The 19,616-nt window shown below is 57.8% G+C and carries 19 protein-coding genes and 2 tRNA genes; 8 read left to right on the top strand and 13 right to left on the bottom strand.

What is annotated here, in order from left to right; translation table 11 throughout:
* Positions 1-8: 8 nt before the first annotated feature.
* The 4 genes from B5477_RS04355 to B5477_RS04370 all read left to right on the top strand — a co-directional run bounded on the left by B5477_RS04355 (position 9) and on the right by B5477_RS04370 (position 5,402).
* Positions 9-797, top strand: coding sequence for an HpcH/HpaI aldolase family protein (locus B5477_RS04355; RefSeq protein WP_079698594.1), 789 nt, complete (start codon positions 9-11; stop codon positions 795-797).
* Positions 794-1,921: an enolase C-terminal domain-like protein gene (locus B5477_RS04360; RefSeq protein WP_079698595.1), complete on the top strand. Its 1,128-nt coding sequence runs from the start codon at positions 794-796 to the stop codon at positions 1,919-1,921. Before B5477_RS04355 ends, B5477_RS04360 begins: the two co-directional genes overlap by 4 nt.
* A gap of 15 nt (positions 1,922-1,936) precedes the next feature.
* Positions 1,937-3,070, top strand: a complete 1,134-nt coding sequence (locus B5477_RS04365; protein WP_159448925.1) for a Gfo/Idh/MocA family protein — start codon at positions 1,937-1,939, stop codon at positions 3,068-3,070.
* Positions 3,071-3,899: 829 nt separating this feature from the next.
* Positions 3,900-5,402 (top strand): hypothetical protein, encoded by a 1,503-nt coding sequence (locus tag B5477_RS04370; protein WP_143533538.1) that lies wholly within the window; start codon positions 3,900-3,902, stop codon positions 5,400-5,402.
* A 428-nt stretch (positions 5,403-5,830) separates the two neighbouring features.
* Here B5477_RS04370 and B5477_RS04375 read toward each other — a convergent pair.
* From B5477_RS04375 to B5477_RS04420, 10 genes are all read right to left on the bottom strand, one after another.
* Positions 5,831-5,922 (bottom strand) — tRNA-Ser (locus B5477_RS04375).
* A 134-nt stretch (positions 5,923-6,056) separates the two neighbouring features.
* On the bottom strand, positions 6,057-6,776 hold the full coding sequence (locus B5477_RS04380; RefSeq protein WP_079698598.1) for a PHP domain-containing protein: 720 nt from the start codon (positions 6,774-6,776) through the stop codon (positions 6,057-6,059).
* Positions 6,766-7,113 (bottom strand): DRTGG domain-containing protein, encoded by a 348-nt coding sequence (locus tag B5477_RS04385; protein ID WP_079698599.1) that lies wholly within the window; start codon positions 7,111-7,113, stop codon positions 6,766-6,768. Before B5477_RS04385 ends, B5477_RS04380 begins: the two co-directional genes overlap by 11 nt.
* A 12-nt stretch (positions 7,114-7,125) precedes the next feature.
* Complete coding sequence (locus tag B5477_RS04390) at positions 7,126-8,409, bottom strand: [Fe-Fe] hydrogenase large subunit C-terminal domain-containing protein (RefSeq protein ID WP_079698600.1); 1,284 nt, start codon at positions 8,407-8,409, stop codon at positions 7,126-7,128.
* A 61-nt stretch (positions 8,410-8,470) separates the two neighbouring features.
* The gene (locus tag B5477_RS04395) at positions 8,471-8,896 is read right to left on the bottom strand and encodes an ATP-binding protein (RefSeq protein ID WP_079698601.1); all 426 of its coding nucleotides are present in this window, start codon (positions 8,894-8,896) and stop codon (positions 8,471-8,473) included.
* Positions 8,896-9,246 carry a DRTGG domain-containing protein gene (locus tag B5477_RS04400; RefSeq protein WP_079698602.1) on the bottom strand — a complete coding sequence of 117 codons (351 nt, stop codon included), beginning with the start codon at positions 9,244-9,246 and terminating at the stop codon, positions 8,896-8,898. Before B5477_RS04400 ends, B5477_RS04395 begins: the two co-directional genes overlap by 1 nt.
* A 121-nt stretch (positions 9,247-9,367) precedes the next feature.
* The gene (locus tag B5477_RS04405; RefSeq protein ID WP_159448926.1) at positions 9,368-10,663 is read right to left on the bottom strand and encodes a patatin-like phospholipase family protein; all 1,296 of its coding nucleotides are present in this window, start codon (positions 10,661-10,663) and stop codon (positions 9,368-9,370) included.
* Between the two features lie 82 nt (positions 10,664-10,745).
* Positions 10,746-10,952 (bottom strand): TM2 domain-containing protein, encoded by a 207-nt coding sequence (locus tag B5477_RS04410; protein WP_079698604.1) that lies wholly within the window; start codon positions 10,950-10,952, stop codon positions 10,746-10,748.
* Positions 10,953-11,005: 53 nt separating this feature from the next.
* A complete protein-coding gene (locus tag B5477_RS04415) occupies positions 11,006-11,335 on the bottom strand; it encodes a hypothetical protein (RefSeq protein ID WP_079698605.1) in 330 nt (109 codons plus the stop codon).
* Between the two features lie 167 nt (positions 11,336-11,502).
* Entirely contained in the window at positions 11,503-12,513 is a 1,011-nt protein-coding gene (locus B5477_RS04420) for an SIS domain-containing protein (RefSeq protein ID WP_079698606.1), read from the bottom strand.
* A gap of 246 nt (positions 12,514-12,759) precedes the next feature.
* Between B5477_RS04420 and B5477_RS04425 the strand changes: the two genes are divergently transcribed.
* Together B5477_RS04425 and B5477_RS04430 are read left to right on the top strand one after the other, a co-directional pair.
* The gene (locus B5477_RS04425) at positions 12,760-13,473 is read left to right on the top strand and encodes a GntR family transcriptional regulator (RefSeq protein ID WP_079698607.1); all 714 of its coding nucleotides are present in this window, start codon (positions 12,760-12,762) and stop codon (positions 13,471-13,473) included.
* A gap of 97 nt (positions 13,474-13,570) precedes the next feature.
* A complete protein-coding gene (locus tag B5477_RS04430) occupies positions 13,571-14,365 on the top strand; it encodes a MerR family transcriptional regulator (RefSeq protein WP_079698608.1) in 795 nt (264 codons plus the stop codon).
* Positions 14,366-14,415: 50 nt separating this feature from the next.
* Here the strand turns inward: B5477_RS04430 and B5477_RS04435 are convergent, their stop codons facing one another.
* Positions 14,416-14,865 carry an NUDIX hydrolase gene (locus B5477_RS04435; RefSeq protein WP_079698609.1) on the bottom strand — a complete coding sequence of 150 codons (450 nt, stop codon included), beginning with the start codon at positions 14,863-14,865 and terminating at the stop codon, positions 14,416-14,418.
* Positions 14,866-15,233: 368 nt separating this feature from the next.
* Positions 15,234-15,623, bottom strand: a complete 390-nt coding sequence (locus B5477_RS04440; protein ID WP_079698610.1) for an iron chaperone — start codon at positions 15,621-15,623, stop codon at positions 15,234-15,236.
* 544 nt (positions 15,624-16,167) lie between these two features.
* Here B5477_RS04440 and B5477_RS14815 point away from each other — a divergent pair.
* Positions 16,168-17,988, top strand: a complete 1,821-nt coding sequence (locus B5477_RS14815) for a hypothetical protein (RefSeq protein WP_143533539.1) — start codon at positions 16,168-16,170, stop codon at positions 17,986-17,988.
* 146 nt (positions 17,989-18,134) lie between these two features.
* On the opposite strand, the gene B5477_RS04450 is transcribed toward B5477_RS14815, so the two are convergent.
* A tRNA-Leu gene (locus tag B5477_RS04450) sits at positions 18,135-18,221 on the bottom strand.
* Between the two features lie 350 nt (positions 18,222-18,571).
* Here B5477_RS04450 and B5477_RS04455 point away from each other — a divergent pair.
* The gene (locus B5477_RS04455; RefSeq protein WP_159448927.1) at positions 18,572-19,540 is read left to right on the top strand and encodes a BMP family ABC transporter substrate-binding protein; all 969 of its coding nucleotides are present in this window, start codon (positions 18,572-18,574) and stop codon (positions 19,538-19,540) included.
* Positions 19,541-19,616 lie beyond the last annotated feature (76 nt).

Consider the following 19,616-nt stretch of genomic DNA (forward strand, 5'->3'; position numbering starts at 1 on the left):
GGGACGAAATGTTCCGAATTGACGAATTAAAGAAGAAGCTGGAAAACGGTGGCCTGGCCATCGGGACGCATGTGAAATGGCGGGAGGCGAGCTTCAGCGAGCTGTTCGCGATGGAGGGGTACGACTATATCTGGATCGACGGGGAGCACAGCGCCCTGACGCTCGACATGGTGGCCGCGCAGGTGCGCGCCGCGCAGGCGAACGGCGCGGCGGCCTTCTACCGCGTGCCCTGGAACGACCCGGTGCTGGTAAAGCCTGTGCTGGAGATCGGGGTGGACGGGGTGATCTTCCCCTTCATCCGTACGGCGAAGGAGGCGGCGGCCGCGGTGGCGGCCTGCAAATACCCGCCCGAAGGGATCCGTGGCTATGCGCCGGGGCGGGCGATCCGCTACGGGCTCACCCCGATGGAGGAGTACTTCGAGCAGGCGAAGAAGACCTGGGTGATCGCGCAGCTCGAGCACATCGACGCGGTGCGCGACCTGGATGAGATCCTCAGCGTGCCGGGGATCGACGCGTTTGTGGTGGGGATGATGGACCTGTCGGCCTCGATCGGGAAGATCGGGCAGCTGCGCGATCCGCAGCTGCTGGGGCTGCTCGACGAGATCGGGGAGAAGTGCCGCGCGGACGGGCGGCCGTTCGGAGTGTCGATGGGATACATGCCGGAGATTGTGGAGGAATGGATGGCGCGGGGCGCGCGGCTGATCTCGGTGGGCGGGGACGAAGAATTCCTGGTCAAGCAGGGCACCGCCACTCTGCAAGGGATGAAGGGGCTGTTTCAAAAGGAGGCGGCGCGATGAAGATCACCGGGATGTCCCTGACCCTCTTCCCCTGGGAGGGGCTGCAAGGGCTTTCGGACGCGGCCTACGGCAGCGGCTTTGGCGAGGTGCAGCTGGGACTGCTGCGCATCCACACCGACGAGGGGATGGAGGGAAACGCCTTCCTCGGCTCGTCGGTCTGCCCAGCCACGGCGGACGCGGGGAGCCTGATAGAGGCGCTGCCGCCGGTGCTGCTGGGGCAGGACCCGCTGCTGCGGGGGGAGCTCTACCGTAAGATCGACGACTGGCGGCAGCGGCGGCGCACCACCCGGCGCGCGGTCGGCGCGGTGGATATCGCGCTGTGGGATTTGGCGGGCAAGAAGGCGGGGCTGCCGCTCTACCGGCTGATCGGCGGATGCCGCGAGGAGGTCGCGGCCTATGCCAGCTCCCAGTCCCTGCCCGGGGTAAAGGACTACACCGAGGAGGTGCTGCGCTGCAAGGAGGAGGGCTGGAAGGGCTACAAGATCCATCCCCCGGCGAGGGATTGGCGGGAGGATATCGCCGTCTGCCGCGCGGTGCGCACGGCGGCGGGGGAGGAGTACCCGCTGATGCTCGACTCGATGTGGAGCTACGACTACGCGGGCGCGCTGCAGGCCGGCCGCTCTCTCGAGGAGCTGCGCTATGAGTGGTTCGAGGACCCGCTGCCGGAAAACGACGTGGCCTCCTACCAAAAGCTCTGCCAAAAGCTCGACATCCCGGTGATGGCCACCGAGTATCCCGGCTACGGGGTGCAGGGATACGTCCCCTGGCTGCTGCAGGGGGCGAGCGACTACCTGCGCGGCGACGTGGCGGTCAAGGGTGGGCTGACCCCGGTGCTGGGGGCGGCCAAGCTGGCCGAGGCATTCGGGATGGAATTTGCCATCCACCACGGGGCGAATTCGCTCAACAATGTGGCCAACCTGCACGCGGCGCTGGCCATCCCGAACTGCCGTTGGTACGAGGTGATGCTCCCCGACTGCGGCCAGCGCTTCGGGCTGCTCGACGAGCCGCGCCCGGACAAAAACGGGATGGTAGCGGCCCCGAAGGCTCCCGGGCTGGGGGCGAAAATCGACCGCGAGCGCATCGGGCGCACCGCCACGGCGACTCTGCGCGCCGGGAAATGCTAGAAGGGAGGCATGAGGATGAAACGCTGCCAAGTCGGGGTGATCGGTCTGGGCTTCGTCGGGATGGCGCATATCGACGCGCTGCGCCGCCTGCCCGGGGTGGAGGTGGCCGCCGTCTGCGCCCCGGTGGGGGCGCAGGAGATCGCAGGCCGCTACCATGTCCCGTTCTGGTGCGAGGACTGGGAGGAGCTTCTGGCTCAGGAGACCTTAGACGCGGTGCATATCTGCACCCCCAACCACCTGCATTATCCCATCGCCAAGGCGGCGATTGAGCGCTCGCTCGCCGTCGTCTGCGAGAAGCCCTTCACCCGCACGGTGGAGGAAGCCCGCGAGCTCGCCGCGCTGGCGCAGGAGCGGGGGAACGGCAACATGGTCAACTTTCACAACCGCTTCTATCCCATGGCCCACCGGCTGCGCACCCTCTGTCTGGGAGGGGAGCTGGGAGAGGTCATCTCGGTGGACGGAGCCTACTTGCAGGACTGGCTGCTCTACCAGACGGACTACAGCTGGCGGCTGTCGAAGGAGCAGTCGGGGCGCACGCGCACGGTGGCGGACATTGGCTCGCACTGGCTGGACCTGGCGGAGTATGTGACGGGGAAGCGGATCACGGGCATGATGGCGCAGTTTAAAACCTGGTACCCGGTGCGAAAGCGGGCGAAGGGGGAGCTTGCGACCTTTGCGAAGGCGGGGCCGGATACCGGGTACGTTGAGGAGCCGGTCGAGACGGAGGACCTGGCGAGCGTGCTGCTGCGTTTTGAGGGAGGAGCGGTGGGGAGCGCTTACTTCTCGCAGATGTGCGCGGGGAGGAAGAACAGCCTGCGGCTGCAGGTCTCGGGGACGAAACAGTCGGCGCAGTGGGAGCTGGAACGGCCGGACCAGCTGGAGCTGGGGCGCCGGGAGGGGGGCAATCTGCTGCTGCAAAAGGACCCGTCGGACTGCGATAGGGGGACGGCGGAGTTGATCTCCTACCCGGCGGGGCACGGCGAGGGGTTTCCGGGGGCGTTCTACCAGGGGTTTAAGCAGTTTTACCGATCGCTCAAGGACCCCGGGACGCGGCGGGACTACGCGGACTTTGCGGCGGGGGCACGGGACATGGAGCTCTGCGAGGCCGCCTTCCAAAGCGCCTCCTCGGGACAATGGGTCGGGGTGTAAAGAGCAGGCCGTTGACTTTAGTCAACGGCCTGCTCTGTTGCCGGGGAACATCCGGATAAAGTTACATCGACCACTTTTATGATATGGGACGGCGTGAAATTTCAGTGCATCCTGTTCCGCTACCCTCAAGCTGATTATGAAGGCGTGATCGGTGCTGAAAACGGCCTCGTGGGAGATAAGGAAAACTCCGCACCGGTTTACTGGGCCACGGGTGCTGGAAAATATCAACACGTTCACCAGCTTTACGGATGACAAGAGTGAGGACGTTGGATCAGACATGTGGAGGGGGTATCCGGCATTACTACCGCCGGAAAAATCTGGGAGAGGGACCGGCAGGTTGCCCTGGTGTTTGTGACTACCAGCCTCGACCACGCCATGGCTTTCAAATAATAAGGCTCCTTCCCCAGCACTGAAATTATTTCTCTGTCAAGACCATTTTGTCAATGCTATTTTCGGCCAAAAATTGCAAGTCCCGGCCAGCTTATTGAAATCCGAGGGGGTTTTTCCTATAATGAAGTCAGGAGAATTTTACAGATGGAGCGCGCGGTGTGTGGAAAGCGTCTGACTAAAAAATTCGCAGCGCGATAAATGACGCATTTATTAACAAACTGAAAGGACTTCTCCAAATCCAATGATTGCTTTGCTGGCGGCATTGTTCCCGCTCCTGAATTCACTGCCCGTGTCGACGGCACGAGACGGGGGGAAGGCGGAGAGGATGACAAGGAAATTGACGGCAATCCAAACTATAATTGGAAATGGAGTGCTGTATGGATAATAAACGCCAGTCCCGCGATATACGCTGCGGGCAACGATTTGAAAAGAGGTGCCAATGAAAATGATTCAAATGAGAAGAAGTACGCGTTGCCTGTGGTGTCTGCTTACAGCGGTAATGATGGTATGCGCTTTCGGTTCCAGCGCGATTGCGGCCTTGCCGGAGCCACAGGCTGAAATCTGTTTTCTGACCCTCTCCGGCGATACGCTAACCATCCGCCAGGGCGGCGTCCAGACCGGCAGTTTCGCCGTGGGCGGCGAAGGGTTCGACATTGCTTTCTACCGCTATGAGCCTACAGGGCAGCTCTGCGTGCGCTTTACGGACAAAAATGGCGACGACCGCAAAATCGCGTTGGGCACGAGTATTCAGCTTGCACTCTCCGGCACTTTCGACACGATCACGCTCAACGCCTCCCTCGGTGATACGCGCTTCTACCTGAAATCCGATGCGAGCGTGGAAACCTTTAACCTCAACTTCTCTGGAACGGCGTTCATCTACGGACGAGCCGGTCATGTCGCGATGAACGGACCAGCAGTAGCTTCACTCCAGAGGAACGCCGAGGTCGGCCTGGTATCACTCAACAATCGCGGAGCCGCCCTCAAAGCGACCTTTGGCTCAAACGTCCCGCAAGTGAACCGGATCGCGGGCGGCAGGGCGGAAAGCCCGTCCTCCTCCCGCAGTGACGGTAACCGCCGCGATGATGAAAACTACATCACCGGCGTAAGCATTGTCGGCGACATGAATGTGGGCAAGACGGTGAACGCACAGGTGTCCTACCGCTACGCGTGGCCGTACGGCCGCGCGGGCTACCAGTGGTACGTGCGGACATCCGCCGGCAGCGTGTATCCCCTCAGCGGCGAGACGGATTCCTCGCTCTATATCGACGGGACCGACGTGAAGGTGGGGGATGAAGTTCGGGTGCGCGTGGAAGGCAAGGGGGATACCAGCGGCAACGCCTTCTCCGACTGGTACACCGTCCAGAGTCTCAATAATAGAAACTACATCACCGGCGTAAGCATTGTCGGCGACGTGAGTGTGGGCAAGACGGTGAACGCACAGGTGTCCTACCGCTATGCGTGGCCGTACGGCCGCGCGGGCTACCAGTGGTTCGTGCGGACATCCGGCGGTATGAGCGCCCTCGGCGGCGAGACGGATTCCTCGCTCTATATCGACGGGACCGACGTGAAGGCGGGGGATGAAGTTCGGGTGCGCGTGGAGGGTAAGGGGGATACCAGCGGCAACGTCCGCTCCGACTGGTACACCGTCCAGAGTAGGCAGGTTATCATCAGCGGGAGCGGCACGATGACGGATAGAATCGGCGACAACGTAATGTATACCATCACTGCGCAGGGTGTCCCGGACGCTACCAGCCTAAACGTCACATGGGACAGCGAGCCCGCCGCGTCTATCAATATCGAAAGGTTCTTACGGAATGAAGCGAGGATGACGATTACGGCCAACGCGTTGACGGTGCCGGGCTCCTACCGGTTCTCCGCCTCCGTGTTGGGCTATACCTCCGCCCAGGAGACGCTGACCATCGGGTCATCAAGTGTTTCATGACCCGGCGCCCCACACTGTGAATTCCAGTAAAAAGAAACCAGGGGCTGCGCTGCAATGCGGCAGACCTCAACGGCGTAACCTCTATTGAGGTTACGCCGTTCTGTTTTTTAGCTGCGTTGAAGCGCGTTTGCATGGTTTTCCGCAAGCGCATGGGATCAAACGCCATGGCGGCGCCAGAAGACTCCCCGGAGGTCCAGGAGCCCCCGCCCCGCGCGACATGTCTCGCGTCCGGCATGATATCCAGGAAGCGCGTGGGCGTGTCTTTGAGCGATATGAGCGGTCCGCTGGCCCTTGCAGGTTGGGCAGCGAATGATGGAGCAAATACCCCGATCCCGCCGGCGCCGCTGTTCCCGCCTATACGTTCGTTAATCATTGTGAGTGGCTTTTAAATAAAGAAATCCCGCTTAGAATGGCTCTAAGCGGGATTGTGGCGGAGATGGAGAGATTCGAACTCTCGAGACGCTTTTGACGCCTACACGATTTCCAGTCGTGCGCCCTCGACCAGCTAGGCGACATCTCCGTATACAGCTATTCAATTTTTTTGCGCGGCGGGCTTGTCCACCGCATGCTTTTTATCACGCCTAATTATTATACTGGATTTCTCCGGGGAAATCAACCCCTAATTTTGTTTTTCTACAGAAAGGAACAAAACCATTATGCCCCGCCGCGGCGCAGGTATTCCAGCACGCTGCGCGCGCTGCAGGCCTGCGGGTCCAGAAAACGCTGCCCGTCCGCGATGTCCCAGAGATAATGCGCGTCCGAATCGGTCACCGCCAGCATGCCCTTGATCTTTTGCAGGTTCTCCGGCACGGCAAAAAAACGGTCGGGATTTTTAACCTCAACCGTGGTGAAGCCGCATTCCGGCGGGATGAACCCGAGGCTGGAGAGCACGCTGTAGGCGTCCTTGTCCACATGCGCCGGGAAGCAGAAGCCGCCGAAGCGCGAAACGAGCGGGCCCACCCCGTCGATCGGGATGGATGAAGCGTTGATGAGCAGGCGCTCCTCCTGCCCGATCTGCCGATCCTCCCCGTCCAGGATCAGCTGCTCGCCGAAGATACGCGGGTCGTTTTTGATGGGCGGGACGTATTGGTAGACCTCCCGATCGAAAGCCATCGCCTGCCTGAGCTCCGGGAAGAGGCAGACGACGTGGATTTCCTCACTGGTGCACAGCTCCATGCCGGGGATGGCCAGAATCCCGCTGCGCTGCGCCGCCTCCAAAAAGGCCGGGCAGTTCTTGCAGGAGTTGTGGTCGGTGAGCGCGATGACGTCAAGCCCGTTGAGGATCGCCATGTTGACGATGTTGTTGGGCGTCATGTCGTTGTCCCCGCAGGGCGAGAGGCAGGAGTGGATATGTAAATCGTAGCTAAGCTTCATCGCTCAAAAACCGGTCGGCCGCCTTGGCGGCGTCGTAGATGGGCAGGTCGGTGTGCAGCAGGCAGACCCCCTGGTCAACCGCCTTCTGCCTGGTCGTCTCGTCGATCGCCATCCCCTCGGCGATCACCACGCAGGCCACGTCGCAGAGCACCGCCACCGCCACCGCGTTGACGTTGGCCATCACCGTCACCCAGACCCCGTCGCTCCTGGCGCGGCCCATCGCGATCGAGAGCAGGTCGCAGCAGTAGACCCCGCCGCTGACCTCCCGGTGCGGGTCCTCCCCGGGGCAGACGACCTCGAAGCCCAGAGCCTTTGCCAGCTCGCTTACCTGTTTCATGGAAATGACCTCCTACTCCTTGATGGCGCTCTGGCTCTCCTGGAGCCGTTCGATCGCCTCGCGCATCTCCCGCAGGCGGTAGATGCAGTCGTCCTCGCTGGCGAAGCCGCGCACCACGTCCTCGGCCAGCGCCCGGCAGGTCGGCGCCCCGCAGGAGCCGCAGTCCACCCCGGGCAGGCTCTGCTCGATGGCCTGCATCCGCCCGAGCTTCTCCATCGCCACCCGGATGTCCGGGTCGAGCTCCATCACCGGCTGGTATTCGACCGCCTGGTCGAACTTCACCTCGCGCGGGACCTCGTCCTCGATGTGGTTGCAGCTCACCGGGCGGTACTTGCGGATCCTTTTCAGCTTGGCCTTGGCGATATAGGGGTTCTCGACGTTGAGCACCCCGCCCACGCACCCGGCGCTGCAGGCGTTGAGCTCGACGAAGTCGAGGTCGGTAAACTTGTTGTCCTCCAAATCCTCCAAAACGCTGATCACGTTCTCGATCCCGTCCGCCGCGAGGTAGCGCTCATTGAGCAGGGCCGCCGCCTCGCCGCCCGAGGAGCCCCAGCCCATCCCCATGCGGCCCGAACCGGCCATCTCCTCGGGGAGGCTGACCTCCTTCATCAGATGGATCAGCTTGGGGTAGACGTCCCGCACCGCGACCACCCCGTCCACGGCCGAGCGCCTGGAGCCCAGCGGCATGCGCACCGCCGTGACCTTGGCCGGGCAGGGCGAGATGAAGAAGGCGCCGATCTGATCGGCCGGCAGCCCGGTGCGCTGCGCGGCCTCCCGTTTGGCCATGCGCGCCGCCACCTCGATGGGGGCGTGGATGGGAAGGATATTATGGATCAGCTCGGGGAAGCGCACCCGGATCAGGCGCACCACCGCCGGGCAGGCGGAGGAGATGACCGGGCGGGGCAGCAGCCCGGTGCTCATCATCCGCCTGGTCGCGTCCGAGACGATCTCGGCGGCGCGCGCCACCTCGAACACGTCGTCGAAGCCCATCATCTTCAGGGCGTTGAGCAGGATGTCCACATCGTCCAGATTGTTGAACTGCCCATAGAGCGCCGGCGGCGGCAGCGCGATTTTATACTGGAACCTGTCGATCACCGAGAGGGGGTCGAAGATTGCCTGCTTTGCGTGATGGGGGCAGACCCGGATACATTCCCCGCAGTCGATGCAGCGCTCCCTGATGATCTTGGCCTTCCCGCCGCGCACCCGGATGGCCTCGGTCGGACAGCGCTTCACGCAGTGCGTGCAGCCCTTGCACGCATCCCTGTCGAGCGTAACTGAATGGAAATAGCTTTCCATCAAAGCAACACCCACCTTTTCCCTTTCGTAGGGCCCGCCGCCTGGGGCGCGCCCGCACGTTTTATTCGTTCTTCACCGTCATCCAGACGGTGGTGCCGACGCCCAGCTCACTTTCGATGCGCATGTCGTCGGTGTATTTTTTCATGTTGGGCAATCCCATGCCCGCGCCGAACCCGAGGTTGCGCACCTCGTCGGGCGCGGTGGAGTACCCTTCCTGCATGGCCAAGGAGATGTCCTCGATCCCGGGGCCGGTGTCCCGCAGCTCCATCTTGACGATGTCGGGATGGATTTCCACCTCGATCTCCCCGCCGTGGGCGTGGATCACCATGTTGATCTCGCCCTCATACATCGCGATGGCCACCCGGCGCACCACATCGGGATGGACGCCCAGCTTTTTCAGGGTCTTTTTGACCGCGCTGGAAGCCTCGCCCGCGCGGGTGAAGTCATCCCCCGGGACGTGATAGGATAATTTGATTGGCTCCGACACTAGGCGTTGCACCCGCCTTTCAGCCCGTTTTCATAGAGCAGGCCGCAGGCGGTGAACATGCGCAGTCCGGTGCTCATCAGGACGATCCCGTAGTCCTTGGCCAGTGTGATCATCGTCTCGTCCGGGCGCTTGCCCCGCACGAAGACGATACAGACCATGTCCATCATCTCGGCGGTGCGCACCACCTGGGAGTTGACCAGCCCGGTGAGCAGCACCGACTGGTCCTTGACGAAGGCGAGCACGTCGCTCATCATGTCGGAACCGCAGGCGGTATGTACCTCGCGCTCGAGGAATTCCTCCCCGCAGTAAACCGTCGCGTTCAGAATTTTCTTAATGTCCTGGACATCCATATCAATACGACCCCCTAAGGTACTAAAATTTCAACAAAGGCAGTGCGCTCAAAGACAATCAAATTATAACATTTTTACAGCCCGGCCCGCAAGGGGGCCGGGCCAATCTCTTTATGTCTTCTTATATTTCCTGCGCCAGGGTGCGCTTGAGCGCGAAGAGCAGCATGGCGCACGCCGCCTCGCGCTGCAGCACGGCCGCCCCCCGGCAAAGCGCCCCGCGCTCGCCGTGCCCATAGGAAAAGTCACGGATCCCCGCGTAGAGGTGCGCCACCAGCCGCTGGTGGCCGAACTCGGCGGCCTGCTGCGCGAGCTGGACCGCGCTGCCCGCCCGGGAGAGCACCTCGGCGATCTCCGCGCTCTCGCCCGCCTCCCCGGCGTTGAAGCGCAGCAGCAGCTCATAGCAAAAGCCGTCGGCGGTGTAGAGCGCCTCGTCGTCCAGCGCGTACCACTCCCCCAGGTCGAGCACCGCGCGCTCGAACCAGTCGCCCTCCCTCTGGCGGATCTGCTGCAGCTGCCGCTCGAAGAGCAGCCGCCAGAGGGATTCCCCGTCCGGCTCGCCGAGCAGCTGCGCGGCCTGCTCCAGCATTGGGTGCAGCCGCTGCCGCAGCGCCTCGATCTCCCCCGCGCGGAAGGTCAGCCAGCCGCCCTCGGCCTTGCCGAAGGCGCGCAGCGCATCGAGGTAGCCCAGGCGGATGTTGCGCCGCGCACTGTCCGGCTCGAACATCAAAAAGGGTCCGAGCGGGTGGGAGGGCCGGATCATGGTCAGGTTTTCCGGCGCAATCCTCGGGCGCTGGCGCAGCCCGACCGCCTCGAGATCCACCGCGATCACCCGGGTGGCCCCCAGCTCCACCGCCACGTTGATCGGCAGGTAGTCGTGATAGGAGCCGTCGATGAACCGGCTCTCGCCGATCTGGTGGACCGGGAAGGCGGGGAAGCAGGAGGCCGAGGCGATCAGGTAGTCGCAGAGCCTCCCGCGCGGGATGTCCCGCTTTTTCATCACCACCGGATGCAGGGAGGGATACTCCACCGTCACCAGCCCGAAGTCGGTGGGGGAGCGAAAGAAGCGCTCCTCGTCCACCACCGCGCGCATGAGGGCCTCGAGCCCCGAGATATCCACCCCGCCGCTGCGCACCGCCTTCTTTAAAAACTCGGCGTAGACCGCGCCCGCCACCGGGCTCATCATCGCCTTGTCGATGTCCACGTTGGCCACGTCCTGCGCGGTGATCCTCTGCCAGAGGGTGAGCATCTCCCCGAGGTCCCCCTGCACCATCATCGCGCCGTTGAGCGCGCCCACCGAGGTGCCGGTCACGATCTGGAACCCGATCCCGCACTCCTGCAAAGCCTGGTAGACCCCCGCCTGATAGGCCCCCCGCGAGCCGCCGCCCGCCAGCGCCACCGCACAGATATCCCTTGCCACACGCTCTCTCCTTTCCGACCGCCTACGCACAAGATATTGGGAGGAAGGCCAAGGTTTGGCCCTCCTCCCGCGTTCAACGTTTCTACTTCAGATATTTCCCTTCACCGTCCCTGAATATGCCGGTCAAAATACAGATCAGGTCGCAGATCCAGCCGGCCAGGAACAGGCCTCCGGTGAAGAAGTATAACAGCCCGGTCCCGGTCTTGCCCACATAAAACCTGTGGAAGCCAAAACCGCCCGCAAACAGGCAGAGGACGAAGGCGGACCACCGGTTCCTCCTGCTAATCATAAGCGCGGGCGCCGCGGGTTTATGCACGTTTTCCCGCGCGGTATAGACGTTTTTTACGGGCGCGCCGGCGGGACCGGCTCTGGCGGGGAGATGGCGTCGATGGCGAACCCGCAGTTCGAGCAAAAACGCCCGGTGCTTTTGGTCCCGCAGTTCGGACAGGAGTAAACGCCCTTTGCCGGGGGCTGCTCCGCTTCCTTCGTTGCGGGCCGCACTTCCTTTTTCGGGGCCGGGCCGCCGCAGTACTGGCAGAACGCGCCCCTGCCCGCCGCGCCGCAGCCCGGGCAGGAGAAAGCCTCCCCCTGCTCCTTCGGCTCTGTGGAGCGGTAGCCGCAGCTGGCGCACTCCACGCCGTCATACTCCTGCGCACAGATCGGACATTTCAAGCGCACCCTCCCCTCCCGACAAAATTCTAGCACAGTTCCCCCGGAAAGTCCAGATTGCACCGGCCCGCCGGCGGGCAGCACGTCCATGCTGCCTGGCGCTCCGGCGGACGAAAAGGGAAGCCGCGAGCTTGGGCTCGCGGCTTCCCGAAAACACCGGTAAGGACCGATTAATATTCCATCTGGCGGTAGTAGCGCCGGGTGGTCAGCGGATGGTTGCGCACATGCTCGAGGTGGCAGCTCAGGCGCTCGGTGATGGTGTAGACGATCATCGGGGAGATGTATTTGCGGAACTCCTCGTCCAGGGGCAGCTCGACCTCTTTGGTGTCGAAGATGTTGATCTCCTTGGTGATCTTTTTGGCAAAGTTGAGGACACGGTCCATCAGCGGACGGGTCTCGTCCTCGCCGAAGAAGAGGATCAGGCTGGTGTCCTCCTCGACGAGCTCCAAGGTGCCATGGAAGAACTCGGCGGCGTGGATGGACTTGGTCTTGATCCACTGCATCTCCTCGAGGATGCACATCGCGTAGTCGTACGCCTCGCCCCAGAGGTTGCCTCCGCCGATGACCATATGGTAATCGGTGTCCTTGTGATGCTCGGCCATCGCCTTGCAGCGGTCCTCATAGAGCTCCTTGCCCTTGATCAGGTAGGGGGTGATTTTCTGCAGCTGGTCGGCGAACTGCTCATACTTCGGGAAAGCGCCCGCGTTATACATCATACGCGCAACGAAGGGGATGTTGGTCAGGTAGATCGCTTCGCAGAGCACATCGTCCTCGGCGAAGGAGCAGAAGAGGTAGTCCGCGTACTCGCAGGCCGGGGTCCCGGCGTTCGAGACGTACATCACCACTCTGGCGCCGGCGTCCTTACAGAACTTGGCGGCCGCCACGATCTCCTTGGTGTTGCCCGAGCGGGTGGAGAAGACGCAGACGCTGTCCTTCGAGAACTTCTTGTGGCCCATGAGCATGAACTCCGCGGCGATCACCGAGTGGGACTCGATCTCGGACTGGGTGTCCAGCATGTACTTGAGCGGCAGGGAGTGCGCATAGGTGCCGCCGCAGCCGATAAAGAAGATGTTGGAGTAGCCCTGCTTGCTGATCTCGTCCGCCGCCTTCTCGATTTCGGGGCGCAGCGCGAGCGCGTCGCCGACGACCTTTTCATACCGGGGAATGTCAAAATTGAACATTTCATTTCCTCCTTCATGCGATGTATGTATTGTTCTACGATCAGATAATATCATAGATACAATTTATTTGTAAAGAGGTTTTTTAAATTTTAGAATATCATCCAGTTTAATTTAATTAATTTTAATATATTTATTCTTTTTATCCAATTGATTTTGGATTATAAAAATTATATAATACAAATATAGATAATTGTATTATAAATTTATTGCACTAATAAATTGCGCAAATGAGAGGAGAAGCGGACCATGCTGGATGAACATTCCTCCACCCCGCTCTATAAGCAGCTCAAGGAGGACCTGCTCTCGCAAATCAACGCCGGTTCCTTGCGCCGGGGAGAACGGGTGCCAACCGAAATGGAGCTGAGCGACCACTACGGCGTCAGCCGGGTGACGGTGCGCAAGGCGCTCACCGAGCTGGTGGAAGAGGGGCACCTCACCCGCCGGCAGGGGAAGGGCACCTATGTGTGCAACCCCAAGATCGGGGAAAACATTATGGAAAACCTCAGCTTTACCTCGGTCTGCCAGCGCAACGGGGTGGTGCCGGGGGCCAAGCTGATCTCGGTGGCGATCAGGCCCGCCGGGGAGGAGGACGTGCGCGAGCTCGGGGTCGCTTCTGACAGCCGGATCCTCTACCTGCACCGGCTGCGCTATGCCGACGGAGTGCCGGTCGTGCTCGAAGAAAATTTCTTCACCGAGCGCTTCTGCCCACTGATCAAGGAGGATCTGGAGCACGAGTCGATCTACGCGCTGCTGACTTCCCGCTTCGGGATCACCCGGCTGCGCCCGAGCAAGAGCATCGAAATCGCGCGGGCAAACGAGTGGGAGGCTTCCCAGCTCGGGGTCAAAAAACGCACGCCGGTACTGCTGGTGCGCGAGCTGATGTTCGAAGAGCCGGACATCCCGGTCCACCGCACCCGGCAGATCGTGCTGGGGGACCGGTTTAAATATGAAATCCGCTAGCTTATAAATTTTTCTTGATTCCCTCTTGACCTTGACAATGTGACAAGGTGTATCCTCTCCTTATGGACCGGTTCAGGATAGAAGAAAGGAGAAAGCGATGTTCACCATCGGGCAATTTTCCAGGCTGTGCCAGGTCAGCGCGCGGATGCTGCGGCATTACGACCGCCTCGGGCTGCTGCACCCGGCTAGCACCGGAAGCGAAAACGGCTACCGCTATTATGAAGCGGATCAGCTCGCCAGGGTGCATAAAATTGAGACGCTCAAAGGCTACGGCTTTTCACTCACTGAGATCGGGGTGCTGCTGGAGCTTGGGCCTCAGGAGCTGGCTGTCGCCGTCCAGCGCCGGCGGGTGACGGCCTACCGGAAGCTGGGCGAGCTGCGGCGCGCCCTTCGCCGGATGGAGGAGGACTTGAGCAAGATGGAGGGAATCAATTTGTCAAGATACCATGTCATTTTAATGGAGACACCATCCCGGCGGGTGCTGGGGCTGCGGCGCACCATCGCCATCGGCGAGGTGCACGAGCTGTTCTCGGAGCTCTACCGCGAAATGGAGCAGCGGGGACTGCGCCGCAGCGGCGCCACCCAGCTTGTCTGCCTGGGGGAGGAGTTTTCCTATGAGCAGGCGGACGTGGAGGCCCAGGTCGAGGTGGCGGGAGAGCACCCGGACGTGAAAACGCTGCCCGCCTCGCTCTGTGCCGCGGTCACCCACACCGGGCCGTATGAGACCATCCGCTACGCCTACGAGGCCATCGGGGCGTGGCTGTCATCCCACCCGGATTACGAGGTCTGCGGGCCGGCCATCGAGCGGTACCTGCGGGATGAAAACGAGGTGGGGGACCCCGAAGAGCTGCAGACCGGCGTACTCTTTCCGGTTAAGAAGCGGGAAGGCTAGTGGGTAGAAAGCAGGGACCGCACACCGTTTCGGTGTGCGGTCCCTGCTTCTTATTTTCTCGGAAGCTCCGTTTCCATCATATAGCGAAAGGGGTCTTCATAAAACGAGGCGAAATGGATTACGGGACGCTCGTCCAACAGGTTTCGTAGGCGCGGGACATACTTATCGTTTGTCACCATTCGCACCGCTTCCTGCGGCGAAAACCAGCCAACCTCCACGCTCTCCTCACTGGTGGCGAGCTCTCCCGAGCGGTAGTCGCAGCGAAAGTCCAGGTTGACGATGTCCCGCTCCAGGTTGGTGTAGATTCCCGCCAGCTCCCGCACCGTGACCGCGACGCCGCTCTCCTCCCGTATTTCCCGCATGAGGGCCACGAGCGGGCTCTCTGCGCGTTCCACCATGCCGCCCGGAAATTCCCAGCCCCGCAGCGGACTTTTCACGATCAGGATCTTCCCGCTCCGATCGCGGATCAGGCCGCCGACGGCCAAGGTGTGAAACGCCATAACGGGTCTCCTTTCTTTTGTCCAAACACCTGTAATTCTTCCGTTTTACGGCACTTATGCGTGCCTTCTCCTCATTGCGCTAAATTTTGAGATTGTTTTAAAATACAAAGACAAATGCTGGAACACTGCGCGAGCACGAGGAGACTGCGGCGCCGTTTCTCCTTGAAGCGGTTTGTTTTGATTCTCCTTTGCTTTCGATTCCATGCGCAGTTGCATCATTTAGCGAGCCAATCCCGCTGGCATCTCTCCACCTCCTATTTTTGATTCATTGTAAAGGCAGAGCGTATTTTTGTCAATTATCCTCGGGCAGTGTCGGAATACCGGATAGATATGGATGGATTCATAAGCACCAATAGGACAGGGAGTACCTATTGACGGGATACTTCCGATTTTCGCCAAAAGGTCGGACAATCCGCCTTATCCTCCCGGTTGAATTGGATTATGCGTTCCAGCAGCGGATAATCGACCGGTTCGCCCCATTTGATACGGAACAAATTAGGCGTTTGGCTGTATCCGGCTCTTTCAATTTCGCTTGAAAAGCGTTCCATCCCCTTTGCCTCCGGCGCGACGGTGAAATGCCGCTTTGCAATGCTGAATCCAATGATGAACGTGCCGTGATCGGTAAACATCGGCTGATTCCATGCGATCCGCGGCTCCAATGGGGGAAAAGACTTCTGGACCCAATGCAGAGTTTTTCGCAAAAGGGCGCGGTGATCCTGGTTTTCTATTTGGAGCAGATAGTTCTCAAAAATGTCCATTTTCACCCGCCGCTTTCGTTGCTTAAGTGTTAATATTGTTGCCGTGAAACACCGGATCATTCCAAAAGCGCACTCCAAGACCCTATAGAATGGATTAAGCGGTAATATAAAACAAAAGAAGTCGACTACTAAAAAGCAGTCGACTTCTTTCAATAAAATCTGTGTCTTTCGCTCAAAAAAGATGCATATCCAAAGTTGAGCATTTTACACTTTCAAGAACGGTTCTCAAAAACATCATGCGGTACGGGTCCTTAAAGCCTTTTTCATAAATCAGCATCATGTTGGCGCGGGACAATTCCGACTCAGCCAAATCAAGCTCTTTATCAGGTGACACATCACCATTTTTGTGTTATAATATTCCAAACTTCAGCTAAATGCGAGACATTTACACAAAAAATAAGAGGCTTGTTCTTTTCGTGCGGGCAAGCGCCTCGTCACTAAAGAATCTGCCTCTTAATATCAATATATAGTATGGATTTCTCCACACCATTATTATACGTGAAATTAGCAAAAATGTCAATACATAAAGGGGGCTTCAAAAATTATGTTAGCAGGGTCTAACGACGAACGATTACAACAATATCGAAAAATTAATAGTAAACATATATTTTTCTATCAGAGATGGCAAGAAATGCTAGAAAGCCGTACACTTGATATGTACCAATACAATATTTTAAATTCCTATGTTGCTTGCATGGAACTGTCGGATGTAATAGAAAAGACAATGTCTGGGCTACTAACTTCACGCCAAAATGTTGATGATTGCAAAGAAGAAGCATTATTGATAGTAAAATCGGATAAGATTCTTGAAAAGCATAATCGTTCCTTAAAAATAATGCTACTTCGCATTTTAGCTTCTAAAATCGACGGAAAACCTCGAGGAGAATCTAGCGATGATAAAAACGGAACTCAAAATATTTCCTTAAATAGACTCAAATACCAACTTAAGACACCGATTCGCCAGTTAGAAACTTCATATTTGGCTTATATATTAGATGACTTGAATGAATCCATCGATACTCTAGATAATGCTAAAATAGAAAGTTGTACAAGTTGTTTAATCAGTCAATGCGTTTTTAATGGCTGGTCTGCAAAAGGTTTATTTCAATTAGCTGCCTATTTTACTGGCGATAAGACCCCGACGGAGAAGTGGGAAACATTCAAAAGTCGGCTAGTTGATCATCCTTTCAAATCATTTGAGGTATATTATAGTTTAAAGATAGAAACATCTCCTGGACTCGATGCTCAAAACATTCGAGGAATAATTTGCAGTCTTGGATTACGAACAGAACTCGGAATACAAATATTGGAAAATTCTCGTGAAAGACCTGATTTGTGCTCAAAAATTACTCCGATAACCACATACTTAATTCTAAATATAAACGCTACAGACATTTATGCTGGAGTTTTGTCAGCAATCAATATTCTAAACAGCAAATTGAGCATTGCCACTTTTTATAATATTATTAGCCCTTGGATTGCAAATTCCCCTCAAATTATTGTTTATGATGCCGATACAAATTATACTACAAATTTAAGGCTCACAGACATATTCAAAACCTATGACTATATTGATAGTCATAATAGTCTTTTTGAAGATACGAACCAAATTTTTGTTGACCAAGGCATGAACGAGATCGCAGCTAAAATTGGTGCCGCATTCGCATATACCAGCCTGAGTCGGTCGGCATTGTTTCAAGAAACTAAATATATTTCTCTTTGGATTGCTTTGGAGTCACTGATGAGAACCGGCCAATATGGTGATATCATTTCTCATATAAAGTTAGTTCTTCCAGAAATAATGTGCACCCGTTATGTCTACCGTATCGTACGTAACTTTTCGGAAGATTGCATAAGATGTAATTTTTCTTCAGACCCAACCATTGGTATTGACATGCAATCACCAAACAAAAAGGAAGTTGTAGAAAAATTGATCCATTTGTTTCGAAATGCGGAAAAATATCCAATACTCCAGCGAAGATGTAATTGCAACTCTTTATTGTTATATCGCTGTAACGAAATCCACTCTCTACTAACTAGTGTAGATGAAATCATTAAAAGATTAGATCATTACACTCAAAAAATCCGGTGGCATATACAAAGATTGTATAGGATACGGAATGAAATCACACACTCGGCATTTAAGCAAAATAAGTCTTTGATTATCTATATTGAGCATCTGTATTCATATTTAGCTCAGATAATGAGTGAAATTGTGTTTTATATTGAGCACAAAAATGCGAACTCCGTAGAGGAAGCTCTTGCGATTTTAAAAGAAAATTACATTACTTATTATGATATTCTCAAACAAGATTTTTTGAAAATAGACGATATACTGCCTAACGGCATCGTTGAATGTATATAATGAAGGGCGGGGTATCATTATTTTTTAACAAATTTATATACACCATGTAATACTTTTTTCAAACTATCGCTTACAATAATACATAAGGTTATACTTAACGAAAGAAGCCGATTGCTTTTCAGCATTCGGCTTCTTTCGACAAAATATGGTGCGGATAACAGGACTTGAACCTGCACAGAGTCGCCCCCACTAGAACCTGAATCTAGCGCGTCTGCCAATTCCGCCATATCCGCATTTTATATGCTGCCGGCAAGATCCCCAAAAGGGACGAGCCGCAATCAGCATGATTGATTATAGCATCACCCAAAAAACTTGTCAAGACGCTTCCGAAGATTTTCCACGCGTCCGGCTGCCGAAACCGCAGCGAAAGTTAGAATAGAAGTTGTAAATTATGGCAATCTGTATTATAATAAATCCAGTTGATTGCCCGGGCCAAGCCCTTGGAACGCCCGGCTATGCAAACAGAGAAAAGCGCCCGTCATGGAGGGCTGGCCCTGTTTTGGATCCAGCTGCCCATTGTCAGGAGCGCACAAGCGAAAGGCGCGCTTTTTGGGTGTGCGCCGTCAACTTTGGGGGGACAACCATGAAACGGATCATGACTTTGCTGCTGGCGGTCGTGCTGGCGGTTTCGCTGGGCGGCTGCAAAGGGAAGCTCAGCGTCGGACTCGCGACGCCCGCGCAGGCGGACGGCGGCGTGGGAGCGCAGGCGGTGCAGGGCCTCGAGACAGTGAAGAAAAAACTGTCGGCAAGCGCCAAGCAGCAGGACAGCCAATCGAGCGAAGAATACCGGGACAGCCTTAATAAGCTCGCGGGGCAGAAGCTGGTCTTCGCCGTCGGCAAGGAGATGGGCGACCCGCTCCTCTACGCGGCGCAGGAGCACTCCGGCACCAGCTTCGCACTGCTCGATGCCGACCCCGGCGCGCCCATGCCGAACGTCTATGGGGTGACTTTCCGCAGCCAGGAGAGCGCTTTCCTGGCGGGCTATGTCGCCTCTTATATGCCACAGGGCGGCAAGGTCGGCTTCGTCGCACAGGCGCGGGATGCGCGCAGCGAGGAATATGAATACGGTTACCGCGCCGGCGCCGCCTTCGGCGCCAGGGAGCAGGGCAGGACGATCGAGGTGGCGGTCCGCTACGCCGAGGACACAGACTCCAGCGCGGGAGAGCTGGCCGCCGGGCTGTTCGGGGACCGGGCGCAGGTGGTCTTCGCGCTCGACGATGTGGACGCGGCGCTCAAAGCGGCGCTGGACAGCGGCCGGTATGTGATCTGCGCCGACCGCACCGACCGGGTGGACGGCATGCTGGCCGTGGCGGTCAAGCAGGTGGGCAACGCGATGTGCGAGACGGCGAACCGCTACCTTGCGGGGAGCAAGGGAGGGGAAACCCTTTCATTGGGGCTGGCTGAGAATTGCCTCAAGCTGGACTGCTCGGTCAAGGTGCCGGAGGACGTCGTCAGCCGCATGGAGCGCCTGGGCACCCAGATTTCCGGCGGCGCAATCGTACCGCCCGCGGATGTGGCGAGCTACGAGGTCTTTATGGAGGCGCTGGGCTGAACTGATTTGACAGCAGGGTGAAGGGGTTCATCCTGCTGTTGCAATACCCTGGGACGTTTAATTTGAAATGGAGGCT

The sequence above is a fragment of the Provencibacterium massiliense genome, assembly GCF_900169495.1.
Lineage (GTDB): Bacteria > Bacillota > Clostridia > Oscillospirales > Ruminococcaceae > Harryflintia > Harryflintia acetispora.

Coding starts and splice junctions, on each gene's coding strand:
- B5477_RS04355 (WP_079698594.1), top strand. CDS start 9: ATGTTCCGAATTGACGAATTAAAGAAGAAGCTGGAAAACGGTGGCCTG.
- B5477_RS04360 (WP_079698595.1), top strand. CDS start 794: ATGAAGATCACCGGGATGTCCCTGACCCTCTTCCCCTGGGAGGGGCTG.
- B5477_RS04365 (WP_159448925.1), top strand. CDS start 1,937: ATGAAACGCTGCCAAGTCGGGGTGATCGGTCTGGGCTTCGTCGGGATG.
- B5477_RS04370 (WP_143533538.1), top strand. CDS start 3,900: ATGAAAATGATTCAAATGAGAAGAAGTACGCGTTGCCTGTGGTGTCTG.
- B5477_RS04380 (WP_079698598.1), bottom strand. CDS start 6,776: ATGAAGCTTAGCTACGATTTACATATCCACTCCTGCCTCTCGCCCTGC.
- B5477_RS04385 (WP_079698599.1), bottom strand. CDS start 7,113: ATGAAACAGGTAAGCGAGCTGGCAAAGGCTCTGGGCTTCGAGGTCGTC.
- B5477_RS04390 (WP_079698600.1), bottom strand. CDS start 8,409: ATGGAAAGCTATTTCCATTCAGTTACGCTCGACAGGGATGCGTGCAAG.
- B5477_RS04400 (WP_079698602.1), bottom strand. CDS start 9,246: ATGGATGTCCAGGACATTAAGAAAATTCTGAACGCGACGGTTTACTGC.
- B5477_RS04410 (WP_079698604.1), bottom strand. CDS start 10,952: ATGATTAGCAGGAGGAACCGGTGGTCCGCCTTCGTCCTCTGCCTGTTT.
- B5477_RS04420 (WP_079698606.1), bottom strand. CDS start 12,513: ATGTTCAATTTTGACATTCCCCGGTATGAAAAGGTCGTCGGCGACGCG.
- B5477_RS04425 (WP_079698607.1), top strand. CDS start 12,760: ATGCTGGATGAACATTCCTCCACCCCGCTCTATAAGCAGCTCAAGGAG.
- B5477_RS04430 (WP_079698608.1), top strand. CDS start 13,571: ATGTTCACCATCGGGCAATTTTCCAGGCTGTGCCAGGTCAGCGCGCGG.
- B5477_RS04435 (WP_079698609.1), bottom strand. CDS start 14,865: ATGGCGTTTCACACCTTGGCCGTCGGCGGCCTGATCCGCGATCGGAGC.
- B5477_RS04440 (WP_079698610.1), bottom strand. CDS start 15,623: ATGGACATTTTTGAGAACTATCTGCTCCAAATAGAAAACCAGGATCAC.
- B5477_RS14815 (WP_143533539.1), top strand. CDS start 16,168: ATGTTAGCAGGGTCTAACGACGAACGATTACAACAATATCGAAAAATT.
- B5477_RS04455 (WP_159448927.1), top strand. CDS start 18,572: ATGAAACGGATCATGACTTTGCTGCTGGCGGTCGTGCTGGCGGTTTCG.